Source organism: Vibrio sp. SCSIO 43135 (genome assembly GCF_023716665.1).
GTDB lineage: Bacteria > Pseudomonadota > Gammaproteobacteria > Enterobacterales > Vibrionaceae > Vibrio > Vibrio paucivorans.
Genome location: NZ_CP071860.1, coordinates 475,579 through 495,986, shown reverse-complemented (window position 1 = coordinate 495,986; position 20,408 = coordinate 475,579). Strand labels below are relative to the sequence as shown.

Below are 20,408 nucleotides of genomic sequence, written 5' to 3'. Positions count from 1 at the left end.
CTCATGCTGCTTCCTCGTTAATCTTTTTACCTACCGCACACGCGAGTAGTTTCTCTTGGTCGGCATCTTTGGCATCAAACTCGCCGCTGATACGCCCTTCGTGCATCACCATGATGCGGTCACTCATCCCAAGCACTTCCGGCATTTCAGACGACACCAAAATGATGCTCATGCCTTCCGATTTAAACTTGTTGATCAGCTGGTAAATTTCTTTTTTAGCCCCAACGTCTACACCACGCGTCGGCTCATCTAGAATCAACACCTTAGGCTTAGTCATCAGCCCTTTTGCAATCGCTACTTTCTGCTGGTTACCACCAGACAAGTTGCCAATGATTTGATCGCGAGTTGGTGTTTTGATGTTGAATAAGCGAATGAAGTCTTCAACCGCAATCACTTCTTCATTGTGTTGAATTTGGCCGCCTTTGGTCAGCTTATCGAGTGCACATAAGGACATGTTCTCTTTAACCGATAAGCCCAAAACCAAGCCATCGCCTTTACGGTCTTCAGAAATATAAGCAATGCCATTCGCCAAGCCATCTTGTGGGCTTACTGGGTTAATAGTTTTGTTATCAAGGTTAATCACGCCGCGCTCACTTGGTAGAGCTCCGTAAATCACCTTCATCAGTTCGGTACGCCCTGCCCCCATAAGGCCAGACACACCAAGAATTTCGCCGCGCTTAAGCGTAAAACTCACATCGTGAACGCCAGAGCCGGTCAGGCCAATCACTTCAAGGCAAGTATCACCGTGGCATACATCAATACGTGGGTACTGCTCTTCTAATTTACGCCCTACCATCATTTCGATCAGGCCGTCTTCATCAGTATCCGACACTTGGCATTCACCAATGAATTTGCCATCGCGCAGCACAGTGATGTCATCACAGATTTCGAAGATCTCTTTCAAACGGTGAGAGATGTAAACAATGCCGCAACCTTGGTCGCGAAGTTCATTGATTACCTTAAATAGAGATTCAGTTTCCGTATCGGTTAGCGCATCGGTCGGCTCATCCATGATGATCACCTTAGATTCAAAAGACAGTGCTTTTGCAATCTCAACCATCTGTTGCTCACCTAGGCTTAAATCACCAAGCAAGGTTTTAGAACTGTGTTTGACGTTCAAACGCGCAAGCAGCTTGTCCGCTTCTTGATACATTTTGCCCCACTGAATGCGCCCCATCGCGCCAGTGAACTCTCTCCCCAGAAAGATGTTTTCTGCGATAGTCAGTTCAGGGATCAAGTTCAGCTCTTGGTGAATGATGCTGATCCCGGCTTGTTGAGAATCGCGTGGGCCTTTAAATGCTGCCGATGCACCTTGGTAATGAATACTACCGGCGTCCAGTGAGTAAATGCCTGTTAGCACTTTCATCAGCGTCGACTTACCAGCACCGTTTTCACCCATCAGCGCCATAACGCGGCCTGGATAAACATTGAGGCTTGCTTTGTCTAGGGCTTTCACCCCTGGAAAAGCTTTTTCAATTTCGCTGAGTTGTAAAATGGCTTGAGTCATGTCATGTCCTCAATTCGATATCGAAAGCGTTAAAATACAACGCCAGCTTGGAAAATAACGTTGGCGTAAGGCGTGCATTCGCCCGTTCGCACTACTGCACGGCTCGACTGCGTTCTTACTTTGAATTCTTCGTGAGACACGTAGTGAATCTCGATGGATTTACCCGTGCATTCTTCTTCTGATTTTAGTTCTTTAATGAGTGCACTGTGGTGCTCTGGGCTAACAGCAGCAAACTCTTCAGCAATCACAACACCTTCAATTTGAGACTCCGACAGAATCACTCGCACTGTCTCAAGGAAACTTGGTACGCCATGGGTCAAGGCTAAATCGATGCGCTGCACATCATCAGGGATAGGCAAGCCTGCATCACAAATAGTGATTTCATCGGTGTGGCCTAGCGTCGCAACTAAATACGATAATTCGGCATTGATGAGAGTACTTTTTTTCATTTCTCGACCTTAATTTTGGGCTACGTTAAGACTTCATATGAGTGCTTGTTCTTGTGAAACTGTTGTCATTTTGCTTTGAGAAAACACCCATCGAAACGTTTCGATGAAAGAATAATGCACAAATTTTGTTTTGCACGACTCACCGAATCAATGTGTGATTTTGATCTTTGAAATGTTTTGAAACAGGCGGGAAACGGTGAACGGGATCACTGAGAGAGTTGTCAATAAGTGTAGTTTTAGGCAAAAAAATAGCCCGAACTAATCCTTAGTTCGGGCTATCGACTCTCTAGGGTCTGTTGACCTTTCGTGATTAAATTTTGTTCGAGATAAAATCGTTTTAGGCGAGGCGAAGACTGTGTAGCCTAGTATTCTAAGCAAATAGTCTTCAACAAAGCATAAAACGATTTTAACCGAACCCTCTGGGCAGCCTTTGTGGTTCATTTCTACTGCGTTATCGGCTTCTCATGTAGACTAGCTACACATCAAAACCTCTGCCTTGTATAAATTTCCCACAAAGTGCTGCAAAAATCAGCTCGAAAGATTAACAGACCCTAAACAGGCAGTTAGTAAGTTAATTTTATAGGAAACCAGCTGCGCGCATTTTGCTTACTACCACTTCCTTTTGCTCTGCAGAAAGAGGAAGTAGTGGCAGACGAGCATCGCCCGCGTCGATATCGTGCAGTGCCATTGCAGCTTTACCCGCAGAAACACCACCGAACTCCACCAGCACTCGAATAAGAGCAATAACTGTATCCATTTTTTCGATAACTTGAGCGTGTTTGCCTTGCTCAAACGCTTCGATGATCGAATTGAAGTGTTTCGCTGCGTAGTTATAGGTACTACCTACCGCACTTTTAGCACCAACCGCTAGCGCGCCAGGTAGATGCTCATCTACACCCCATGGAATATCGAACTTACCATCACATGCACGCAAGCAGCGTTGGTATTCGTATAAGTCACCGCTGTTGAATTTCAAGCCAGAAAGGTTTGGAATCTTCTTGTCTGCTTGGATAAGGAACTGCTCCATATCTAGATTTACGCCAGACATGCCAGAGTGGTAGTAGTAGAAACCTTTTGAAGGTGCCGCTGCCGCAACGGTTGCACAGTACTCAACTAATGCTTCAACGCTGCCCGGTTTGAAGAAACAAGGGCCAATCGCCGAAGTCGCAAGAATATCGATAGTCTCAGCGTGCTTAGTCAGTTCTAACGTGTCTACAATGCTAAGCGCACCAGTGTGGACAATAATGTCTAGCTTCCCAGCACTCGCCGATACCCAACGCTCAGCAATCGCTTTGCGCTCTTCGACGCTACAGTGAATGCCTTCGCCTGTAGTACCACAAATGTATACGCCGCTTACGCCATCCGCGATTAAGTGTGCAGCGATCTTGTCGATCTCGCTGAAGTTCACTTGGTTGTTACTATCGAACGGAGTGTGTGGAGCAGCAATTAGGCCAGTTAGTTTTTTCATGTTTTCCTCTCGGCATACCGAAGTAGCGGAATGATATGAAGCAATACTTCATAATTAATTCAAAAAGTGGAGCTGCACTTATATTATGGAGCTAAATTTCATGATTCAACAAAAATAATGGCGTAAAAGCCAAAATGTGACCTCGGCACAATTTTTTTCTTCACTAAACCCCTTTAAAACTCAGCGTTGCTATGAAAATGGGTTATCATGCCTTCATGGAGTATAACTTCATAATGTCATTAATATATGTCATTATGGCTTTAATTACCGAGTGAATAAGAGCGAAAGTATGACCAAACCGCAGATCAGAGCTGGAAACATTTTGGATACCATTGGTAGCCTGTATAACAGCTTGACGCCCTCTTCTAAACGCATCGCCGATTACGTGACAGCCAACCCAGAGCAAATCAGCACATTTTCTATTGCTGAACTTTCACAAGAAGTGAATGCTGGCGACGCAACCATCATTCGTTTCTGTCGTACACTTGGGTTTAATGGCTATCAGGATTTCAAACTAATGCTGGCGGTAGAGGTGTCTAACGCCAAAACCGTAGAACCTTCCATTCTCGATACCGACGTCACACCGGAAGACAGCCCAGAGATGATTGGCAAAAAGCTACAGTCGTCCATAGACCACGTACTATCGGAAACATTGAATCTACTGAACTTCGCAGAGCTAGACGCCGCGGCAGAGTTAGCCAAAAACGCTAACGCCATCTATTTCTTCGGCGTAGGTTCATCCGGTATTACGGCTGAAAGCGCCAAATATAAGTTTATGCGTATTGGTCTAAATGTTGATGCTTACACCAACAACCACTTCATGTATATCAAGGCTTCTCTATTGAAACCTGGCGACATCGCTATTGGTATCAGCCATTCTGGTGACTCTACAGAAACCACTAAAGCATTGAAGCTTGCCAAAGATAACGGCGCGACAACCATCGCTATTACTCATAATCCACGCTCCGCGATCACCAAATACGCAGACAAAGTTCTGGTTAACGGTAACCGACAAGGCCAACTTCAAGGCGACTCCATTGGTACCAAAATCTCTCAGCTATTCGTACTGGATTTGATGTATACCCTACTCGTTCAGCGCGATATTTCTGGCACATTCGATATCAAGCTGAAGACCACAGAAGCCATTTCACAGCAGTAGTAACTTCTCCACTCCAATCACCTTACTAAGAGCCCCAGCATTCAGTTGGGGCTTTTTTTACTCCATTAATAACCATTCACCGAAGTAATACTCCAAAATAAAATTATTTACGAAACCCTGGATATTAGTTTATTTCAAATATTCAATAACTTAACAACTAAACGTAAACAATAGATAGTGAGGCGAGAAAATAATTTTGAGAGGTTAATCTCCATTTCGAACAATGATCGTTGAAGTTTCACTCCAAAACAACAAAATGGAGTGAAACTTACATGGCATTATCTCATTTGGAGTTTAGCTTACATGCAACACTTATCACATCCTATTCTTGCAACTCTCTCAAAGGGCTTTGTTTCTTCTTGCCAGCCTGTTGATGACGGACCAATGGATAAGCCTGAAATCGTCGCCGCCATGGCTCACGCGAGCGTACTTGGTGGTGCAAGTCGCTTTAAGAATTGAAGGCGTAGACAACCTAAAAGCCGTTCGCCCACTGGTTTCAGTGCCAATCATTGGAATTGTTAAACGTGACCTTGAAGGCACAGACGTACGCATCACGCCTTTCGTTGAAGACGTAATCGCACTTAAAGAAGCAGGCGCTGACATCATAGCGATCGACGCAACCGATCGCGCTAGGCCAACTCCTGTCGCTCAGTTAGTCGACACCATTCACAGCCTAGGCTGCTTAGCGATGGCAGATTGCTCCAACCTAGAAGAAGGCTTACACAGCCAAGAATTAGGCTGCGAAGTGATCGGGACAACTTTATCAGGCTATGTGGGTGGGCCAACACCTACCGAGCCTGATTTCCAGTTCATTACTGAACTGGCGAAAAGAGGCTGCTTCGTAATGGCGGAAGGCCGATTCAACTCACCGGATCTCGCGTCTCAAGCAATTTCTGCCGGAGCGTCTTGTGTCACTGTCGGCTCTGCGATAACCCGAATCGAACACATATGTGGTTGGTTTGATAAGGCCGTGTCTGACGCGAAACAGCTAAAACAAGAAATCGCTTAGCCACGACGCTCCGTCACCGAAAATATTAATAAAACTTTGAATAAATCGGCCAAGCAGTAGCGGGAAAACGCTGCGAATCACAGTATTACTGGCACTGCTTTGCCTACAATTAAATCCTACAACAAAAGGTTTACCCTAATGGAAGCAAGTTCATTTGGCACACTAAACTATATCGCTTTGATAGTTTATTTAGGTGCAATTATGGGAGTCGGCGTTTACTTCGCGAAGCGCCAGAAATCAGCGGATGATTACTTTAAAGCAGGCGGACGAATTCCGGGCTGGGCAGCTGGCTTCAGTGTATTCGCCACTACCCTTAGCTCTATCACCTTCATGTCGATCCCTGCGAAAGCATACACCGACGACTGGACATTCCTCATCGGTCAGTACATCGCAATTGCGATCTTGCCGATCGTGTTTTGGTTCTACATCCCTTTCTTCCGTAAGTTGAACCTCACTTCCGTTTACGAATACCTAGAGCGTCGCTTCGATGTGAAAATGCGCCTATTCGGCAGTATTTCATTCATGCTGTTCCACATTGGTCGTATCGCTATCGTGACTTACCTAACCGCTCTAGCGCTGATGCCATTCATCGACATGAGCCCACTCACCATCGTATTCTTAATTGGTGTTCTGTGTATCATCTACACCTTCTTGGGTGGTATTGAAGGCGTAATTTGGACCGACGTAATCCAAGGCATTATGCTGTCTGGTGCGGCTATCCTTATCTTCCTAGTGATCTGTTTCAACGTTGATGGCGGCGTCACTGAAATCTTCAGCATGTCGGCTCGCGAAGGTAAATACTTCCCAGCAGAACAGTTCCGTTGGAGTTGGAGTGAAAGCACGATTCCTGTTCTTATGATTGGCTTCTTCTTTGCGTCTCTGCAGCAATTCACCGCAAGCCAAGACGTTGTACAACGTTACATCGTGACCGACAACATCGAAGAAACTAAGCGCGCACTTATTACTAACGCAAAACTGGTTGCGTGTGTGCCAATCTTCTTCTTCGCAGTAGGTTCAGGCTTGTTTGCTTACTACTCACAAAACCCTGCACTTCTACCAGAAGGCTTCAACACAGGTGGTATCTTACCGTTCTACGTGATTTCACAAATGCCAGCGGGTGTTGCAGGCCTGATTATTGCCGCTATCTTTGCAGCGTCTCAATCGAGTATTTCAAGTAGCTTGAACAGCATTGCAGCATGTTTCACTTCAGACATCTACGAAAAAATCAGTGACCAGCCATCGGCAGAACAAAAGCTGAAAGTAGGCCGAATCCTAACTGTTACAGCAGGTATTCTTGGTGTGTGTGCGTCTACGTACCTTATCCTTTCAAACGAAAGCGAAATTTGGGATGCGTTCAACAGCCTACTTGGCCTAATGGGTGGCCCAATGACAGGTCTATTCATGCTGGGTATCTTCGTACGCAAAGCGAATGCTTCTAGCGCACTAGTTGGTGTGGTTTCAAGTATCGCGACGGTTGTGTGTGTACGTTACTTCACTGACCTAAACTTCTTCTTCTACGGTGTGGTTGGCACGTTAATGGTAGTCATTGTGGGTTACCTAACTGCGCCACTGTTTAAAAACACGTTAAGCGATGCAGACAAAGAGCAATTGACTGTGGGAAAGCTCGCTAAGGCGTAACCAACCGTGCAAGGGCTCGGCAGAGAGCCCTTGCAACCTACCCTAGAATTTGGAGATACCCACTGTGATTTACGGTCATATTCAACACCATAACGTTAACCAATATTTGCCAAAGCCAATCTTACGTTGCTTGGACTACTTACAAACCGTCGACTTGATGGAATTGGAAGTGGGTCAACACATCATAGATGGCGACGATATCTTCGCTAACGTCATGGAATTCAACACGGCTCCTGCCGAAAGCAAACAAGCTGAAGTCCACCAAGACTATTTAGATATTCAATGCCTTATCTATGGTGAAGAACGCATTCAATTTTGCAACGAATCACCAAAGAACCTTCCGGCGACCGACTACGATGCCGAGAACGACTTCTTCTTAGTCGGCAACATGACCGACACCAGCGAAGTGGTTCTACAACCAGGCATGTTTGCGGTGTTCTTCCCGGGAGAGCCCCACAAACCCGGCTGCGAAATCGCTCAGCCTGAAAAGCTCAAGAAAGTGGTAGTGAAACTCCACAAGCGTTTGCTCGCTAACTAACAACTTTTACTAAATACACGTTATCGCCCTCCTAATACGCCATTTCTAATGGCGGGGGCTTTGTCGTGCCAAAAACAAGCAAATATGGATATTTGCGAGTGAAACATTAGGGATATATCTCTACAAAAGTGGTACTTAAAATGAAAAAAACTTTACTTGCTCTGGCGCTGGCTCCGGTTGCTCTACTGCCTATTACCTCTCAAGCAGCACAAATTTATAAAGCAGAAGATGGCTCAGTGTTGAACATGTATGGTCGTGTTCAAGGTGATTTCAAATATCACGATGAGCACAGCAACCCAGCCGCAGATGGCGACGAGAAACTGAACGGTTCTGTCAGTGCTCGTGTTGGCTTCAACGGCCACCAAGTAATCAACGACGATTACTCACTCATTGGTCAGATGCAGTACCAATTGGTTTCAAACGATGAAGACGCAAGCATCGATTGGCAAGCTCGTTACGTGTGGGCAGGTATCGACATGAACGAAAATGGCCGCATCGAAACAGGCCGTGTGCTGTCGGTAGTGACTCTGTTCTCTGACATTGGTGATATCTTCTCTACTGGTGGCGACCCAGTAGCGGGTTACCACGTAGGCACTGTTGACTCCAGTGCTGCGCTTATCTTCCGTCAAAACGGTACGTTCCAATACCGTAACGAAATCGGCAACTTGGCATTCGGTACAGCACTTATCACCAACAGCAACGTTGATTACGGTTACAACGCAGCAGCGCGTTACACCATCGACATGGGTGATGCGGGTATCCTAAAGCCAGCTGCAATGTTCCAGTACAACAAGTCTGACGATGCAAACGCCGACGTACAAGATTACCAAACTTGGGGCTTGGGTTCGCAATACTTCCTTGGCGGCCTATACCTAGGTGCGGCATACACCCAAGAATCAATGGGGCTTAGAAACAGCAGCGACAATGCCGACACAACAGGCTACGACTTCCGTGCTGCATACGATTTCGGAGACTGGGTTGTTCGCGCGGGTTACCGTTACTTAGCCCTAGATGAGTCAACCAACGGCGAAGATGTGATTGAAGATGCAATTCAAACTGAAGTGCAGTACCGCCTGACGCGTCAATCGTCAATCTTCTTGAACTACACCGACAACAAAGGTGGCAACTCAGACATTACCTCTTCTGGCGCAAGTGTTTCTGGCCAGAAAGGCGCAGTGTTCACCACCAGCCTGCGTTACGAGTGGTAATCACTCAGTCCATAACTACGTAATGCGGTACCTCCCCCTATAGGTACCAATAAAAAGCCGAGCCCTAGTCCAGCTCGGCTTTTTCCTTTCTACTTTTAGCTTCGGAGTTTTTCTCCCCTATTCGGGCATATCGTCCTTTTGGCTTTGAGCTTCTACGTGCCAAAACTCAGTCGGATCGAAGTTTTCATCACAGAGGTCGATGCTAAAACCCATTTCAGATATTTCTTTGAGAGTGAGGTTATCTGCCATTCTGGCAATTTCACCTCGGCTGTTGCGGAGTTCCATAATGTTTCTCCTTACTGACTTGTTCACTGTAATTATAGTGAAGAATGGATAGGGTCTGTTAACCTTTCGAGCTGATTTTTGCAGCCCTTTGTGGGAAATTGATACAAGGCAGAGGCTTTGATGTGTAGCTAGCCTACATGAGAAGCCGATAACGCAGTAGAAATGAACCACAAAGGCTGCCCAAAGGGTTCGGCTAAAATCGTTTTATGCTTTGTTGAAGACCATTTGCTTAGAATGACTAGGCAACACAGTCTTCGCCTCGCCTAAAACGATTTTATCTCGAACAAAATTTAACCACGAAAGATAAACAGACCCTAGTACATGGTCGGTTCCAAACGTAAGTTAAATATCGCTGGGGAATAACCCGTTACTTACACGGTTTTCGGTATATACTTGCCGCAGTTTACCTTTCGGAATGCAAGTCATGATTACCTTACATACCAACCTTGGCGATATCGTCATTGAACTCGACCTTTCCACAGCTCCAGTCAGTGCTAAAAACTTCCTGCGCTATTGCAAAGAAGGCTTTTACACTGGCACCATTTTCCATCGAGTGATTCCGGGCTTTATGATTCAAGGCGGCGGTTACGATAACAACTTACTAGAAAAGCCAACCCGACCAGCCATCGTCAACGAAGCCAATCGTGGCCTAAAGAACAAATTGGGCACCATTGCGATGGCCCGTACCGATGCGCCGCATTCTGCAACGTCGGAATTTTTCATTAACTTGGCCGACAACGATTTTCTCGACCATACAGCAACCACCAATAAAGGCTGGGGCTACGCTGTGTTTGGTAACGTAGTTGCAGGGATGGATGTGGTAAACGCCATTGCTGCGATTGAAACCACCGCCAAGCAAGGGCATGAAGACGTGCCAATCAGCGCCATTACTATTGAAGATGTTACGGTGGCTGAATAAACAAAAATGCCCGTGAACAATCACGGGCATTTCTTAATTTTAAGTCTAATTCTAGCGCTCACCGAGCACTTCAAACTCATCGTATTCTAGCCTTGCTTTGCCATCGGCTTGCAGCTTCCAATGCTCTTTGTGTACCACACCGTAAGCTTTGTTCATCGTCCAGCTAGAGGTTAGGATAAATCCGTCTTCGCCTTCTGCTGTCCATTCCACGTCTTGATACTCTACGTTCGAAAAACCTTGGTCGATGATGCCTTGCCAAAAGTTTTCGATTGCTTCGCGTCCAACAAACGTACCAAAAGGTTTAGCAACCATTGTCGTGCCTTCTGCGTACTGCTGCGCACACCCTTTAGCGTTGCCCTGATTGAAAGCTGATTGCCAAGCCGAAATACCCGCTTTACATGCGTCTAAAACTGAATTGTTCATGTTTGTTCTCCATTGCTGTTGAATCCAATATTAGCGATGGAATTGACCAAGAAAAACACGCTAAAATAAAATCACTGTTTAATCAAATCGAACAGTAACATTCAAACAAATAAGAGATTACGAGATGAATAAGCTCAGACAGATGTCGCTGTTTTTAAATATTGTCGAAGCAGGATCGATAACCAAAGCGGCCGATAAATTAAATCTCTCTAAATCGGTGCTCAGCCAACACCTTAAACAGTTAGAGTCGGACTTATCGTTCACGCTATTAAAACGCACGACACGTCGTCAAACCCTTACTCCTGCCGGCGAGAAGTTCTACCAACATTGCCTGAAAATGCACACCATCGCAGAGCAGGCGTGGAGTGAAGTGTTGGAACAGCAAGAACAACCTATAGGAACACTAACCATTACAGCGCCCCACGCGCTAATGAACACAATCGTGATCCCTGCGTTATCTAGCCAATTGTCACAGTACCAAAAGCTCTCGTTTAATCTTATCTGCGAAGATCATCACCTCGACCTCATGCAGCATGACATCGACCTCGCCATTCGTGTTGGTGAATCTCCAGACAGCAATTACAAACAAAGAAAGCTCGGTCAGTTCTCTGATGTACTTTGCCAAAACGTTGGCTCAACAGTGCCACTCAACCAAGCTTGCTACATTGCCAATCACTGGCAAGGCACACACATGCAGCACCAAATTAAAGGCGAAAATATCGAGTTTCACGCGGTTCACCGCACCAATACGATTCACCAAACCATCGCCATGATTGAGCAAGGGCTTGGCATTGGCGTCGTCCCTGATTTAATGCTCACTCAACATCCTTCACTGCAAGCAATCGAAGCGATTTCAAACGCCAACATCTATGCACTCCACCCGTATTCGGCTTCTGTGCCTATTGGGGTGACTCTGGCACAACAAGCGATTGAACAGCAGCTTATTCAACACGCCTCACACTCAGCGAGTAACTAAAGTGATTGATTACACACAAATAACAATCACCCTGCCCAATAGCGGCTACAATAAGGTTTATGTTTAACCCTATGATTTGGCAGTGCCAAATTCATCATCGTGAGAGGTTACCTTCCTTTGCTTAAGAAATGTCTACTTCCATTGCTAGCTCTTTCAGCCCCCGCTTCGGCGCAAACCCTAAACATTTTGCTTTACCACCATGTTGCTGATGACACCCCTGCGGTCACCTCAACCAAAGTCGCCGACTTTATTGCCCAGCTCGATAACTTTGAACAGCAAGGTTATGAGATTGTCGATTTAGAACAAGCAGTGAAGCAAGTACAGGCTGGAAAACCACTTGAGAAACGAAGCATCGCGCTCACGTTCGATGATGGGTTTAAATCGGTTTGCGATACCGCCTACCCTGAACTCAAAAAACGTGGTTTACCTTTTACGGTATTTGTTACTACCAACCCAATAGACGACAACTACCAAGGTTACTGCAGCTGGGATGAGCTGAAAGAAATGGCTGATAATGGCGTTACCATTGCCAACCACACTCTCGACCACGGACATTTGGTGAGTAAAGCGCTAAAGGACGACAATTGGTTAGAAGCGGTTAAATCCAACATCAACGATGCGCAAGCCAAGTTAGAGCAGAAAATCGGCCACGCACCGATGATTTTTGCCTACCCATACGGCGAGTACAATAACGAGCTCAAACTGTGGCTAAAAGAACAAGGCTACATTGCTTTTGGTCAGCAATCGGGTTCTGTGGGAACAACAAGCGACTGGCAAGCGCTACCAAGGTTTAACGCTGCTGGTAACTATGCCAGCATCAGCTCTTTGCGTTTTAAGATCAACGCCTCTGCCCTGCCTCTCGATTACGCAACGCTGCCTGATCCTCAAACGACATCAAGCCAACCAGAGCTAAACATCACCCTGCTGGAATCAAACGAAGCGTACTACCCACACTTGCAGTGTTTCATCAATGGCCAACCAATAGACGTAAGCTGGAAATCCGATTTGGAATTCAGCGTCACGCCGCCAGAGCCACTGAGCAATGGTCGCCATAGGCTCAACTGTACCGCCCCTCATAGAAATGGCTCGCCATTCTTTTGGTTGTCTCAACAATGGTTGGTAGACGCTCAATAACCCCATAGACACCCTGTTCAAAATCGAAAGAGCCAACACTCATGTGTTGGCTCTTTTTAATGACTGAAATGGGCTGTTTAACGACTCGTTACCACATACTTTTGCGTTTCTCGCTCATGACTTAGAGGCTTTACGTATCGCCTCGATTTCCTCGCGTTCAATGTTCAGCGATTCCAAGAAATCTTGATGAGCCTGTGGCTCCCTTTTTTCGAACTGCTTATGCCAGTTCATCATATCGTCATCGTTCATCCCTGCTCCACGCATGATTTCAACCCAGCGTTCTTTGGTCAGTGCCGCTTGTTCGGGCAGGCTTGGCTCTTCCAACATCATCAATATGGCTTTTTGCTGTTGGCGCAGAGATTGGATCTCCTGCTCTAGCGCATTGAAGTGTCCGCGTAACGCATGCTCTTGTTTGTCATCACCGACACTGTCGAGCAGTGGCGCAATGTCTTGGACGGGTAAACCAAACGAGCGATACGACAAAATACTTTTCAAACGGGCGTGTTCTTTCTCACCATAGAGTCGATAACCACTATCCGTTCGACTTGCGGGAAACAGTAACCCCACACGTTCGTAATACAATACTGTGGTACGCGAAACCTCGCAGGCTTTCGCGAGTTGAGTAACAGTGAACAATACAACCTCCAGCGGTTAACGCGCTTTAAACAGAATGGGTAGAACAGCACTCAATATCAGCACCACGATTCCAGTCAATGCGACGATATTTGGGATCTCTGCAAACAACCAATAGCCAAACAACACAGAATAGATAATCTTGGCATACTCTACGTTGGCAACCACATTCGCTTCACCATATTTGTAAGCCGTGATACCAATCCACTGAGCGACAGATGAAATCGCGCCGACACATACTAACAATACCATCTGTTCTAGGGTTGGCCATGTCCAATTAAGCAAGCTTGGCACTAAGGCAATTAAACCCACAAATATCGCTTGGTAGGCCAGCAAGGTGATCCTTGGTTCGGTTTGAGCCACCTTACGCACACAGATCACCGCTACCGCCGCACCTAACGCCGACAACAACCCAAGCAGCGTGTAGGTTAACGACGATTGCTCGAAGCTTGGTTGAACCACCAGCATCACACCGATAAAGCCAACGATGATGGTAAACAGGCGCGATGTCGACACTTGTTCTGCCAAGAACATGCGTGAGATAGCCGCAACGAACAATACCTGCGTAAAACCCAGTGCAGTGGCATCTGCCAATGGAATATTGCTCACGGTAACAAAGCCGAAATACAAAGCCACAAACGCCCCTAAAATACGAAATGTATGCAATTTGAGGTGCTTAGGCTTAAGTAGTACATCCATGTTCTTAACGATTGCAGGCAACAGTAATGCAATAAACACCACTTGGCGAGACAATAAAATCTGGAACAGATCAATGCTGCCACTTAATACACGTACCAGGACCCCGACGATGGTAAAAAGTGCCGTCGAGACCAACGCTAGCGCCACGCCTTTGGTGGTTGACGATAACTGCTCGAATGCTTGCAATGCAAAGCGATTAGGATGAGAAACTTTCTGCTGTAACGGTGCCATTTTTACCTCTTATCATAAGCCGAACGCTTAGCCTAAACCCTACACTTGTAGACGGGTCAACGCGCTTTGTTGCCTAAAGCGCTGCGAACGAACAAATAAGCAGCTTGTACCTTTATGCAAACGGGGTGAATTGGTTGTCGACTATGGCAATTAGCCGCTATGATCGTTAAAGTACACGCAATCAATTTGGCGTGTCGAAATAGGCGCATGAGCCAAGGCACGCGTAAGAACAGCGAGAACAAAGAATGATTGATGACGATCGAATTATTGCCGACCTAGCAGAACTGGAAGCATTTCTAATCACTGTGGAAAGTGGCAGCCTAGGTTTAGCCAACGCAGCAGGCGTCGTGCTAGCAACCAACAACAGCGATGGCCGCCGTTTTGTTGCTGTACTCGACGACAAGCACCAACTTATCTTAGGCCGTTGGGTAACAGAAGAAGTGTTCCAAACAGGCCAAGACCTAGTTCGCAACGGCCCAACCAAGCAATAAGCGAACTCACCAAACGACAAAAGCCACGCAATGCGTGGCTTTTTTGTGTCTGCTGCTAAAACTCGTAATTGGACAAAAATGAGTTACGAAAAATTGAATACTAACAACTCATGAATAACTACAAGTATGGCAAGTCTAGCCGCGGGATAGCAGACTACTCATTTCTTTCAGTTTGCTTTTTTAGTATTGATTTCAATTCCCGAACCTCTGCTTTGAGCTCATGCACCTCTTCTAAGATCTGAACCTCCATCTTACGCTCGTTAGAAGTGTCCATGATCCACGAGGCGAGAACCGCGGTAAAGCTACCAAACATACCAACGCCAGTCGTGATTAAAACAATGGCAACAATGCGCCCTTCTAGAGTCACAGGGAAAAAGTCACCGTATCCAACCGTTGTGATGGTGACGAATGTCCACCAAAACGCATCACCAGCGGTATGAATATTGGCACCCGGCATGTCCTTCTCAAGATAGAGAATATAAATCGAACCAAACACCATCATCATCAATGAAGTGACCACCATAAAATGCAGTGACGTCGACGCTTTGTTCTCATTGATTGCATGAGAAATCATAGAGATAGATTTGATTGCACGGATTAGGCGAAACACACGAATCAAACGAGCAAACTGGTTCATCTCCATTAACGGAATACAAGAGATAAGGTCAAGCCAGCCCCATTTCATGTATTCAAGCTTTGATGGCGCAGCACGATACTGCTGCACAAAATCGATAAAGAAGATCATGCAGATAAAGGTATCTACGTAAATCAATATCTGAAGAATTTCAGGCGGTAACTTAAAGATAAGTTCAACGGTTAATGAGACCACAACAAACAAAGACAGTATTAAGACTGCCAATTGAAAGCTTGTGATTTGTTCCGGTACTTTTGGTCGATACATAATGGCAATCCAGTAAACCGCAAAGTAGACTGCCCTGCGGTTCAAACAAAAGGGCTTAATCGAGCTATTGCTCAGCTTCTTCAGTCAGGGTTTTAAATGCAGTTCTCACAGGAATGAGGATCTGAGAGAACAATGCTGCTCCCCATACGACATTGGCTACAATTGAAGGAACAAACGACACAGTAGCAAGCGTCACAAAGCACAGCGCAATACCAATATAACGAACTTTAGCAGTAGCAAAACGATGGGCCGTGCGAAGTTCAATCACGTTTTGAATCTGAAGCAAGCAATACAGGTATGTCGCCAAGCCTAAACAACCAATCAACGCATATTTGAATGGGTATTGGTCCATAAAGCTAATCTTCACTTCCGCTGACAGTGCAACACCTATCATGACAGCAGAAAGCATCAAGAACAGGTGAGCGACCGTCCACTTGATGAATGTTTTCGGCTCATTATCACGCGGCTTGCCATTACCAACAAAATCAAAATAGATCCAACATAAAACGAAAATAGAGAGACCACCAAATGCGTAATTAACAAACACATCGCCAACCACATCATCGATGCCCTTTTCTGCAAGAGTAATGACAAGCTTAAAAAAGCCCTCGCCAGCAACGATAAGTAGTAGCAGTACAAAACGTTCCGCCATATGTCCAAAGCGCGGTAAGAATCGCTTGCTGTAAAGTACGCCAACTTTTGGCGCGACATACAACGCAGCTAAAACCACCATCCCGGCAGCAAAGACCATGTAGCTATATGGCGCAGGGAGAAACGCACTAATAAAGAAGATGACTGAGCCAATAGCAAAGTTTCGTGACATGCGACTTGGTAGACAAGTCTCACTATCTTCGACCGTTTTAGCCCTGAAATAGAGCAGTGACATAATCGCTCGGTTTATCGCGTAACCTATAGCAAAGTAAGCCCAACCAGCACCATCAATATGCACTATCGCTGATGACATGATCATAATGGTGATAATCTGCGCCGCCATAATGTAACGGTGCTGGACATCGGTGCTGACATAAATGGAGTTAAAAAGGCTTAAGTCAAACCAGGCAACCCAGATCACGGTAAACAGTGCAGCAAAAATGGCAAAACCACCAAAGCCAAGATGATGACTTAAGAAGTTCCCAAGAACAAAAATCGATACCACATGGGCTAAATCGTAAAAAAGCTCAATCCAATGCACATGATCATTGCTGCTATCTGCATCAAGATGATGTTTTGGTTTACGCCACAATGGGTGTTTTTGGGATAAATCCATACAGTTATGTCCTATAGGTTAGTACTCTATTCTGTTTATGTGGTTTATTATTGTAACCTCCTGCGATATTTCAAGTAGTATCCTTTTGGTAACCTATTTCTGCTTACCTACGCTCTCCCCCCGGTAACCTTAAAAAATAAAAAACATATTAAACAATAACTTATTGTTAATTTCGCTGGGATTTACGGTGGTTACTAAAAGTTAACCAGTTGTAGTCTAATTCTAGGTAACCATAATAAACCACAAGACAGCGATATCTTCTTCGCTATGTAAAGCAGTCAATTTATTAAAGGGTTAATTATCATGAGTAACGTTCTAATCATTAACGCACACGAGCCATCGCCATTTTCTGAAGGTAAGCTAAATGCTGCTCTAGTCGAGAAAGCTCGCACCAAGCTAGAGTCAAAAGGTCATGAGGTTCGTGTGGTTACCATGCAAGATGAAATTGTCGTTGATGAGCAACTGGCGCACTTTGAATGGGCAGACCGCGTAATCCTTCAGTCTCCTGTTAACTGGATGACGATTCCATGGTCATTTAAAAAATACATGGATGAGGTATTCACCGCTGGTATGGGGGGGGCGCTATGTGCATTTGATGGTCGCAGCGCAGAAGAACCGAAGAAGAACTACGGTACGGGCGGCACTCGCACTAACACAAAATACATGCTGTCTTTCACATTCAATGCACCTGAAGAGTCATTTAATGATGAAAATGAATACCTATTCCAAGGTCGTAGCGTTGATGATTTGATGTTCCATATGCACGCAAACTTCCGTTTCTTTGGTATGTCTGCACTACCAACGTTTGCGTGTTATGACGTAATGAAAAATGGTGACATCGAAAATGATTTCGCTCGTTTTGAAGCGCACCTAGACGCTAACTTCTAAGGAGATACCCATGAGCACTGAATTTACTTATTACAACGCCGAAACTGCGCCTGAAGAGTCTAAAGCTCTGGTGGAACAGTCTCTTAAAGGCTTTGGCATGCTACCCAATCTGCACGCAGTTCTTGCTGAAGCACCAGCGACGTACGAAGCATACAACACGGTTTTCGAACTGTTTATCAAGAACACAACATTCAGCCCGCTAGAGCAGCAGGTGGTCTTCATGACAGCGAACTTTGAGAACAACTGTCACTACTGCGTTCCGGGTCATACATGGATGATGAAAGCAGGCAAAATGCCAGATGAAGTGATTGAAGCGCTGCGCGAAGGTACTCCAATTCCTGATGTGAAGTTACAAGCGTTGCATGATTTTACCAAAGAGCTGCTTGATAACCGTGGTCATATTGGTGATAAAAGACTGCAAGCCTTCCTAGATGCAGGTTTCACCAAGCGTCAAGCACTTGAAGTATTGACGGGTTTGTCTGCAAAGCTTATCTCGAACTTCACTAACGCACTGGCACATACTGAACCTGATGCGCCATTCCAAAAATATGCGTGGACGCATCCTAACGAGCGTTAATCTAAATCAACAGCAATAACACCACTCAAGTACTGTTTGCGTAACGCCTACAGTACTTTCTAATAAGGAATCATCATGAGTAATATGATTAAACTCGACATTATTAGTGATGTCGTTTGCCCTTGGTGCATTATTGGTTACAACCACTTACAAGCCGCTATTAAAGAGCTTGGCATTGAAGACCGCATCGAGATTGAATGGCAACCTTTTGAGCTCAATCCGGATATGCCTGCTGAGGGAGAAAACCTTCGTCAGCACGTTGCACGTAAATATGGCAGTAGCGTAGAGGAAAGTAAAAACGCGCGTATTCGTATCGCCAGCATTGGCGCGGAGCATGGCTTCAAGTTTAACTACTTTGATGACATGAAGATGGTGAACACATTTGACGCACACCTTCTGCTTGATTACGCCAAGAGTTTGGGCAAGCAGACTGAACTAAAAATGCGTTTATTTACCGCATTTTTCAGTGAGCAGAAAGACGTCTCTGACCGCGAGATTCTCAAGCAAGAGCTAATCTTTGTAGGCCTTGACCCTGAAGAAGGAATGCGCTGGCTAAATGATGCGGAGCAACGTAGTGCGATACGTAACGCAGAGAAACAATGGCAGCAAATGGGTGTTTCAAGTGTGCCAACGGTCGTCTTCAACCGTGAGTCTGGCGTTTCTGGGGCGCACCCAGTTGAAGGTTATAAACAAATCCTATCTGAACTGATGGCTAAGGCGGATGCAGAATAATGCTTTGCCGTTTTCATCCAGACGAGGTAGACATTCTCACGCCCATAACTAGGTTACTAAAAGTATACCAGTTGCAACTGGTTTCCTAGTGGCTTATCTTTTTATCTACTTAGTTGTAAACCCAATTCAAGGAGTCGAGATGACATACTCACAGAAGCTCAAAGCCGGTGACACTTTCCCTACATTAGAAGCAACAACCTTGGATGGGACCAAAGTTACGCTAGGTCAACCTCAAGGTGATGCAACATGGCAAGCGGTGTTTATCTATCGTGGTAAGCATTGTCCACTTTGCACCAAATACCTTAATGAAATTGAGACCTACAAACAGGCCTTCAGCGATGCAGGCGTTGATATTTTGGCTGTCTCTGGCGATTCAAAGCAACAATTAGAGCAACATCTAGAAAAGCTCGATATCAGCTTCCCAATTGCTTATGGCCTAAGTGAGCAACAAATGAAGACGTTAGGACTTTATATTTCTCTACCGCGTTCTGAAGCAGAAACGGACCATAACTTTGCAGAGCCAGGGCTATTTGTCGTCAATGAGCACGGCAATGTCCATGTCGTTGACTTATCAAACAACCCATTTGTAAGACCAGAGCTTGGCGCATTAACTCGCGGTTTGGCCTGGATTCGCGATCCAAACAACCATTACCCAATCCGAGGAACGCTAGACTACTAAGTCTCAAACCTCACAAGGCAAGAATGAAAAAAGGCAACCTCGTAACAGGTTGCCTTTTTTAATTCGGTTGTCAGTGATTGTTTTAGCCAACACTGTTGAACGGCACATTATTTAATCTGAACATTGTTACTTTCAGACCACTTCCTCAATTCATCAAGAATCGTCAGAGCGCTTGTGCCAAACTCAGTCAGCTCATAACTCACCGCTAGTGGCTTGTCATTGATCACGCGACGTACCACCATATTTTCACTTTCTAGCTCTTTTAGGCGTTGGTCAACCATCTTCTTACTGGCTCCGCCCAACATTCTTGTAAGATCATTAAATCTGACTGGGCCGTCTTTCAGGTGGTAGATGATGGAACCTTTCCACTTAGAACCCAAGATCCGCATGCCTTTTTCTATCGCACAAGGCTCAGAGCAGGCATTGGTAACATTCTTACGTCCTTTGGGGCCTATTTCTACTCTTGCTTTCATACAACCTCACTAATCAAGAAACCAGATAGCAGGGGTTCATTCATTGAAAGAAGCCACAAATATCTGGTTTAAGTCTTGCGCCATAGTAGCACTACGCGCCAATTGAATTAAGTTCTCAGTAGAG

The 20,408-nt window shown here is 45.5% G+C and carries 22 protein-coding genes and 1 pseudogene; 13 read left to right on the top strand and 10 right to left on the bottom strand.

The annotated features are described in order from the left end of the window. Position 1: 1 nt before the first annotated feature. From rbsA to J4N42_RS16615, 3 genes are all read right to left on the bottom strand, one after another. Positions 2-1,507: a ribose ABC transporter ATP-binding protein RbsA gene (gene rbsA / locus J4N42_RS16625; RefSeq protein ID WP_252033587.1), complete on the bottom strand. Its 1,506-nt coding sequence runs from the start codon at positions 1,505-1,507 to the stop codon at positions 2-4. Positions 1,508-1,536: 29 nt separating this feature from the next. Continuing rightward, positions 1,537-1,956 (bottom strand): D-ribose pyranase, encoded by a 420-nt coding sequence (rbsD, locus tag J4N42_RS16620; RefSeq protein ID WP_252033585.1) that lies wholly within the window; start codon positions 1,954-1,956, stop codon positions 1,537-1,539. A 577-nt stretch (positions 1,957-2,533) separates the two neighbouring features. Further along, the gene (locus J4N42_RS16615; RefSeq protein WP_252033583.1) at positions 2,534-3,424 is read right to left on the bottom strand and encodes a dihydrodipicolinate synthase family protein; all 891 of its coding nucleotides are present in this window, start codon (positions 3,422-3,424) and stop codon (positions 2,534-2,536) included. Between the two features lie 289 nt (positions 3,425-3,713). Here J4N42_RS16615 and J4N42_RS16610 point away from each other — a divergent pair, with 289 nt between their 5' ends. The 5 genes and pseudogenes from J4N42_RS16610 (at position 3,714) to J4N42_RS16590 (ending at position 8,976) form a co-directional block, all read left to right on the top strand. Beyond that, positions 3,714-4,583 (top strand): MurR/RpiR family transcriptional regulator, encoded by an 870-nt coding sequence (locus J4N42_RS16610; protein WP_252033581.1) that lies wholly within the window; start codon positions 3,714-3,716, stop codon positions 4,581-4,583. A 272-nt stretch (positions 4,584-4,855) separates the two neighbouring features. Then, positions 4,856-5,592, top strand: a pseudogene (locus J4N42_RS16605) (N-acetylmannosamine-6-phosphate 2-epimerase). Positions 5,593-5,730: 138 nt separating this feature from the next. Next, complete coding sequence (locus tag J4N42_RS16600) at positions 5,731-7,230, top strand: sodium:solute symporter family protein (RefSeq protein ID WP_252033579.1); 1,500 nt, start codon at positions 5,731-5,733, stop codon at positions 7,228-7,230. A gap of 64 nt (positions 7,231-7,294) precedes the next feature. After that, the gene (gene nanQ, locus J4N42_RS16595) at positions 7,295-7,768 is read left to right on the top strand and encodes an N-acetylneuraminate anomerase (RefSeq protein WP_252033577.1); all 474 of its coding nucleotides are present in this window, start codon (positions 7,295-7,297) and stop codon (positions 7,766-7,768) included. Between the two features lie 140 nt (positions 7,769-7,908). After that, a complete protein-coding gene (locus J4N42_RS16590; RefSeq protein WP_252033575.1) occupies positions 7,909-8,976 on the top strand; it encodes a porin in 1,068 nt (355 codons plus the stop codon). A gap of 117 nt (positions 8,977-9,093) precedes the next feature. Here the strand turns inward: J4N42_RS16590 and J4N42_RS16585 are convergent, their stop codons facing one another. Continuing rightward, positions 9,094-9,261, bottom strand: a complete 168-nt coding sequence (locus J4N42_RS16585) for a hypothetical protein (RefSeq protein ID WP_252033573.1) — start codon at positions 9,259-9,261, stop codon at positions 9,094-9,096. A gap of 424 nt (positions 9,262-9,685) precedes the next feature. Here J4N42_RS16585 and J4N42_RS16580 point away from each other — a divergent pair, with 424 nt between their 5' ends. Further along, positions 9,686-10,180 carry a peptidylprolyl isomerase gene (locus J4N42_RS16580; RefSeq protein ID WP_252033571.1) on the top strand — a complete coding sequence of 165 codons (495 nt, stop codon included), beginning with the start codon at positions 9,686-9,688 and terminating at the stop codon, positions 10,178-10,180. A gap of 51 nt (positions 10,181-10,231) precedes the next feature. On the opposite strand, the gene J4N42_RS16575 is transcribed toward J4N42_RS16580, so the two are convergent. Further along, positions 10,232-10,603 carry a YybH family protein gene (locus J4N42_RS16575; RefSeq protein WP_252033570.1) on the bottom strand — a complete coding sequence of 124 codons (372 nt, stop codon included), beginning with the start codon at positions 10,601-10,603 and terminating at the stop codon, positions 10,232-10,234. A 124-nt stretch (positions 10,604-10,727) separates the two neighbouring features. Between J4N42_RS16575 and J4N42_RS16570 the strand changes: the two genes are divergently transcribed. After that, the gene (locus tag J4N42_RS16570) at positions 10,728-11,579 is read left to right on the top strand and encodes a LysR family transcriptional regulator (protein ID WP_252033568.1); all 852 of its coding nucleotides are present in this window, start codon (positions 10,728-10,730) and stop codon (positions 11,577-11,579) included. Between the two features lie 117 nt (positions 11,580-11,696). Continuing rightward, positions 11,697-12,713, top strand: a complete 1,017-nt coding sequence (locus tag J4N42_RS16565; RefSeq protein WP_252033566.1) for a polysaccharide deacetylase family protein — start codon at positions 11,697-11,699, stop codon at positions 12,711-12,713. Between the two features lie 114 nt (positions 12,714-12,827). Here J4N42_RS16565 and J4N42_RS16560 read toward each other — a convergent pair whose 3' ends face one another. Together J4N42_RS16560 and J4N42_RS16555 are read right to left on the bottom strand one after the other, a co-directional pair. Further along, complete coding sequence (locus J4N42_RS16560; RefSeq protein ID WP_252033564.1) at positions 12,828-13,349, bottom strand: MerR family transcriptional regulator; 522 nt, start codon at positions 13,347-13,349, stop codon at positions 12,828-12,830. A gap of 15 nt (positions 13,350-13,364) precedes the next feature. Beyond that, entirely contained in the window at positions 13,365-14,276 is a 912-nt protein-coding gene (locus J4N42_RS16555; protein ID WP_252033562.1) for a DMT family transporter, read from the bottom strand. 245 nt (positions 14,277-14,521) lie between these two features. Between J4N42_RS16555 and J4N42_RS16550 the strand changes: the two genes are divergently transcribed. Next, a complete protein-coding gene (locus tag J4N42_RS16550) occupies positions 14,522-14,767 on the top strand; it encodes a hypothetical protein (protein WP_252033561.1) in 246 nt (81 codons plus the stop codon). Between the two features lie 154 nt (positions 14,768-14,921). Here J4N42_RS16550 and J4N42_RS16545 read toward each other — a convergent pair whose 3' ends face one another. Then, complete coding sequence (locus tag J4N42_RS16545; RefSeq protein ID WP_045456777.1) at positions 14,922-15,668, bottom strand: ion transporter; 747 nt, start codon at positions 15,666-15,668, stop codon at positions 14,922-14,924. Between the two features lie 64 nt (positions 15,669-15,732). Continuing rightward, a complete protein-coding gene (locus J4N42_RS16540; protein ID WP_252033559.1) occupies positions 15,733-16,935 on the bottom strand; it encodes a low temperature requirement protein A in 1,203 nt (400 codons plus the stop codon). Positions 16,936-17,238: 303 nt separating this feature from the next. On the opposite strand from J4N42_RS16540, the gene J4N42_RS16535 reads away from it, so the two are divergent. The 4 genes from J4N42_RS16535 (at position 17,239) to J4N42_RS16520 (ending at position 19,811) form a co-directional block, all read left to right on the top strand. Beyond that, complete coding sequence (locus tag J4N42_RS16535) at positions 17,239-17,823, top strand: NAD(P)H-dependent oxidoreductase (RefSeq protein ID WP_252033557.1); 585 nt, start codon at positions 17,239-17,241, stop codon at positions 17,821-17,823. Positions 17,824-17,833: 10 nt separating this feature from the next. Then, complete coding sequence (locus tag J4N42_RS16530; RefSeq protein ID WP_252033556.1) at positions 17,834-18,400, top strand: carboxymuconolactone decarboxylase family protein; 567 nt, start codon at positions 17,834-17,836, stop codon at positions 18,398-18,400. Positions 18,401-18,475: 75 nt separating this feature from the next. After that, complete coding sequence (locus J4N42_RS16525; RefSeq protein WP_006962699.1) at positions 18,476-19,132, top strand: DsbA family oxidoreductase; 657 nt, start codon at positions 18,476-18,478, stop codon at positions 19,130-19,132. Positions 19,133-19,271: 139 nt separating this feature from the next. Next, positions 19,272-19,811 (top strand): peroxiredoxin family protein, encoded by a 540-nt coding sequence (locus tag J4N42_RS16520; RefSeq protein ID WP_045065341.1) that lies wholly within the window; start codon positions 19,272-19,274, stop codon positions 19,809-19,811. Positions 19,812-19,918: 107 nt separating this feature from the next. Here J4N42_RS16520 and J4N42_RS16515 read toward each other — a convergent pair whose 3' ends face one another. Beyond that, positions 19,919-20,284 (bottom strand): winged helix-turn-helix transcriptional regulator, encoded by a 366-nt coding sequence (locus J4N42_RS16515; protein ID WP_252033554.1) that lies wholly within the window; start codon positions 20,282-20,284, stop codon positions 19,919-19,921. Positions 20,285-20,408: the final 124 nt, after the last annotated feature.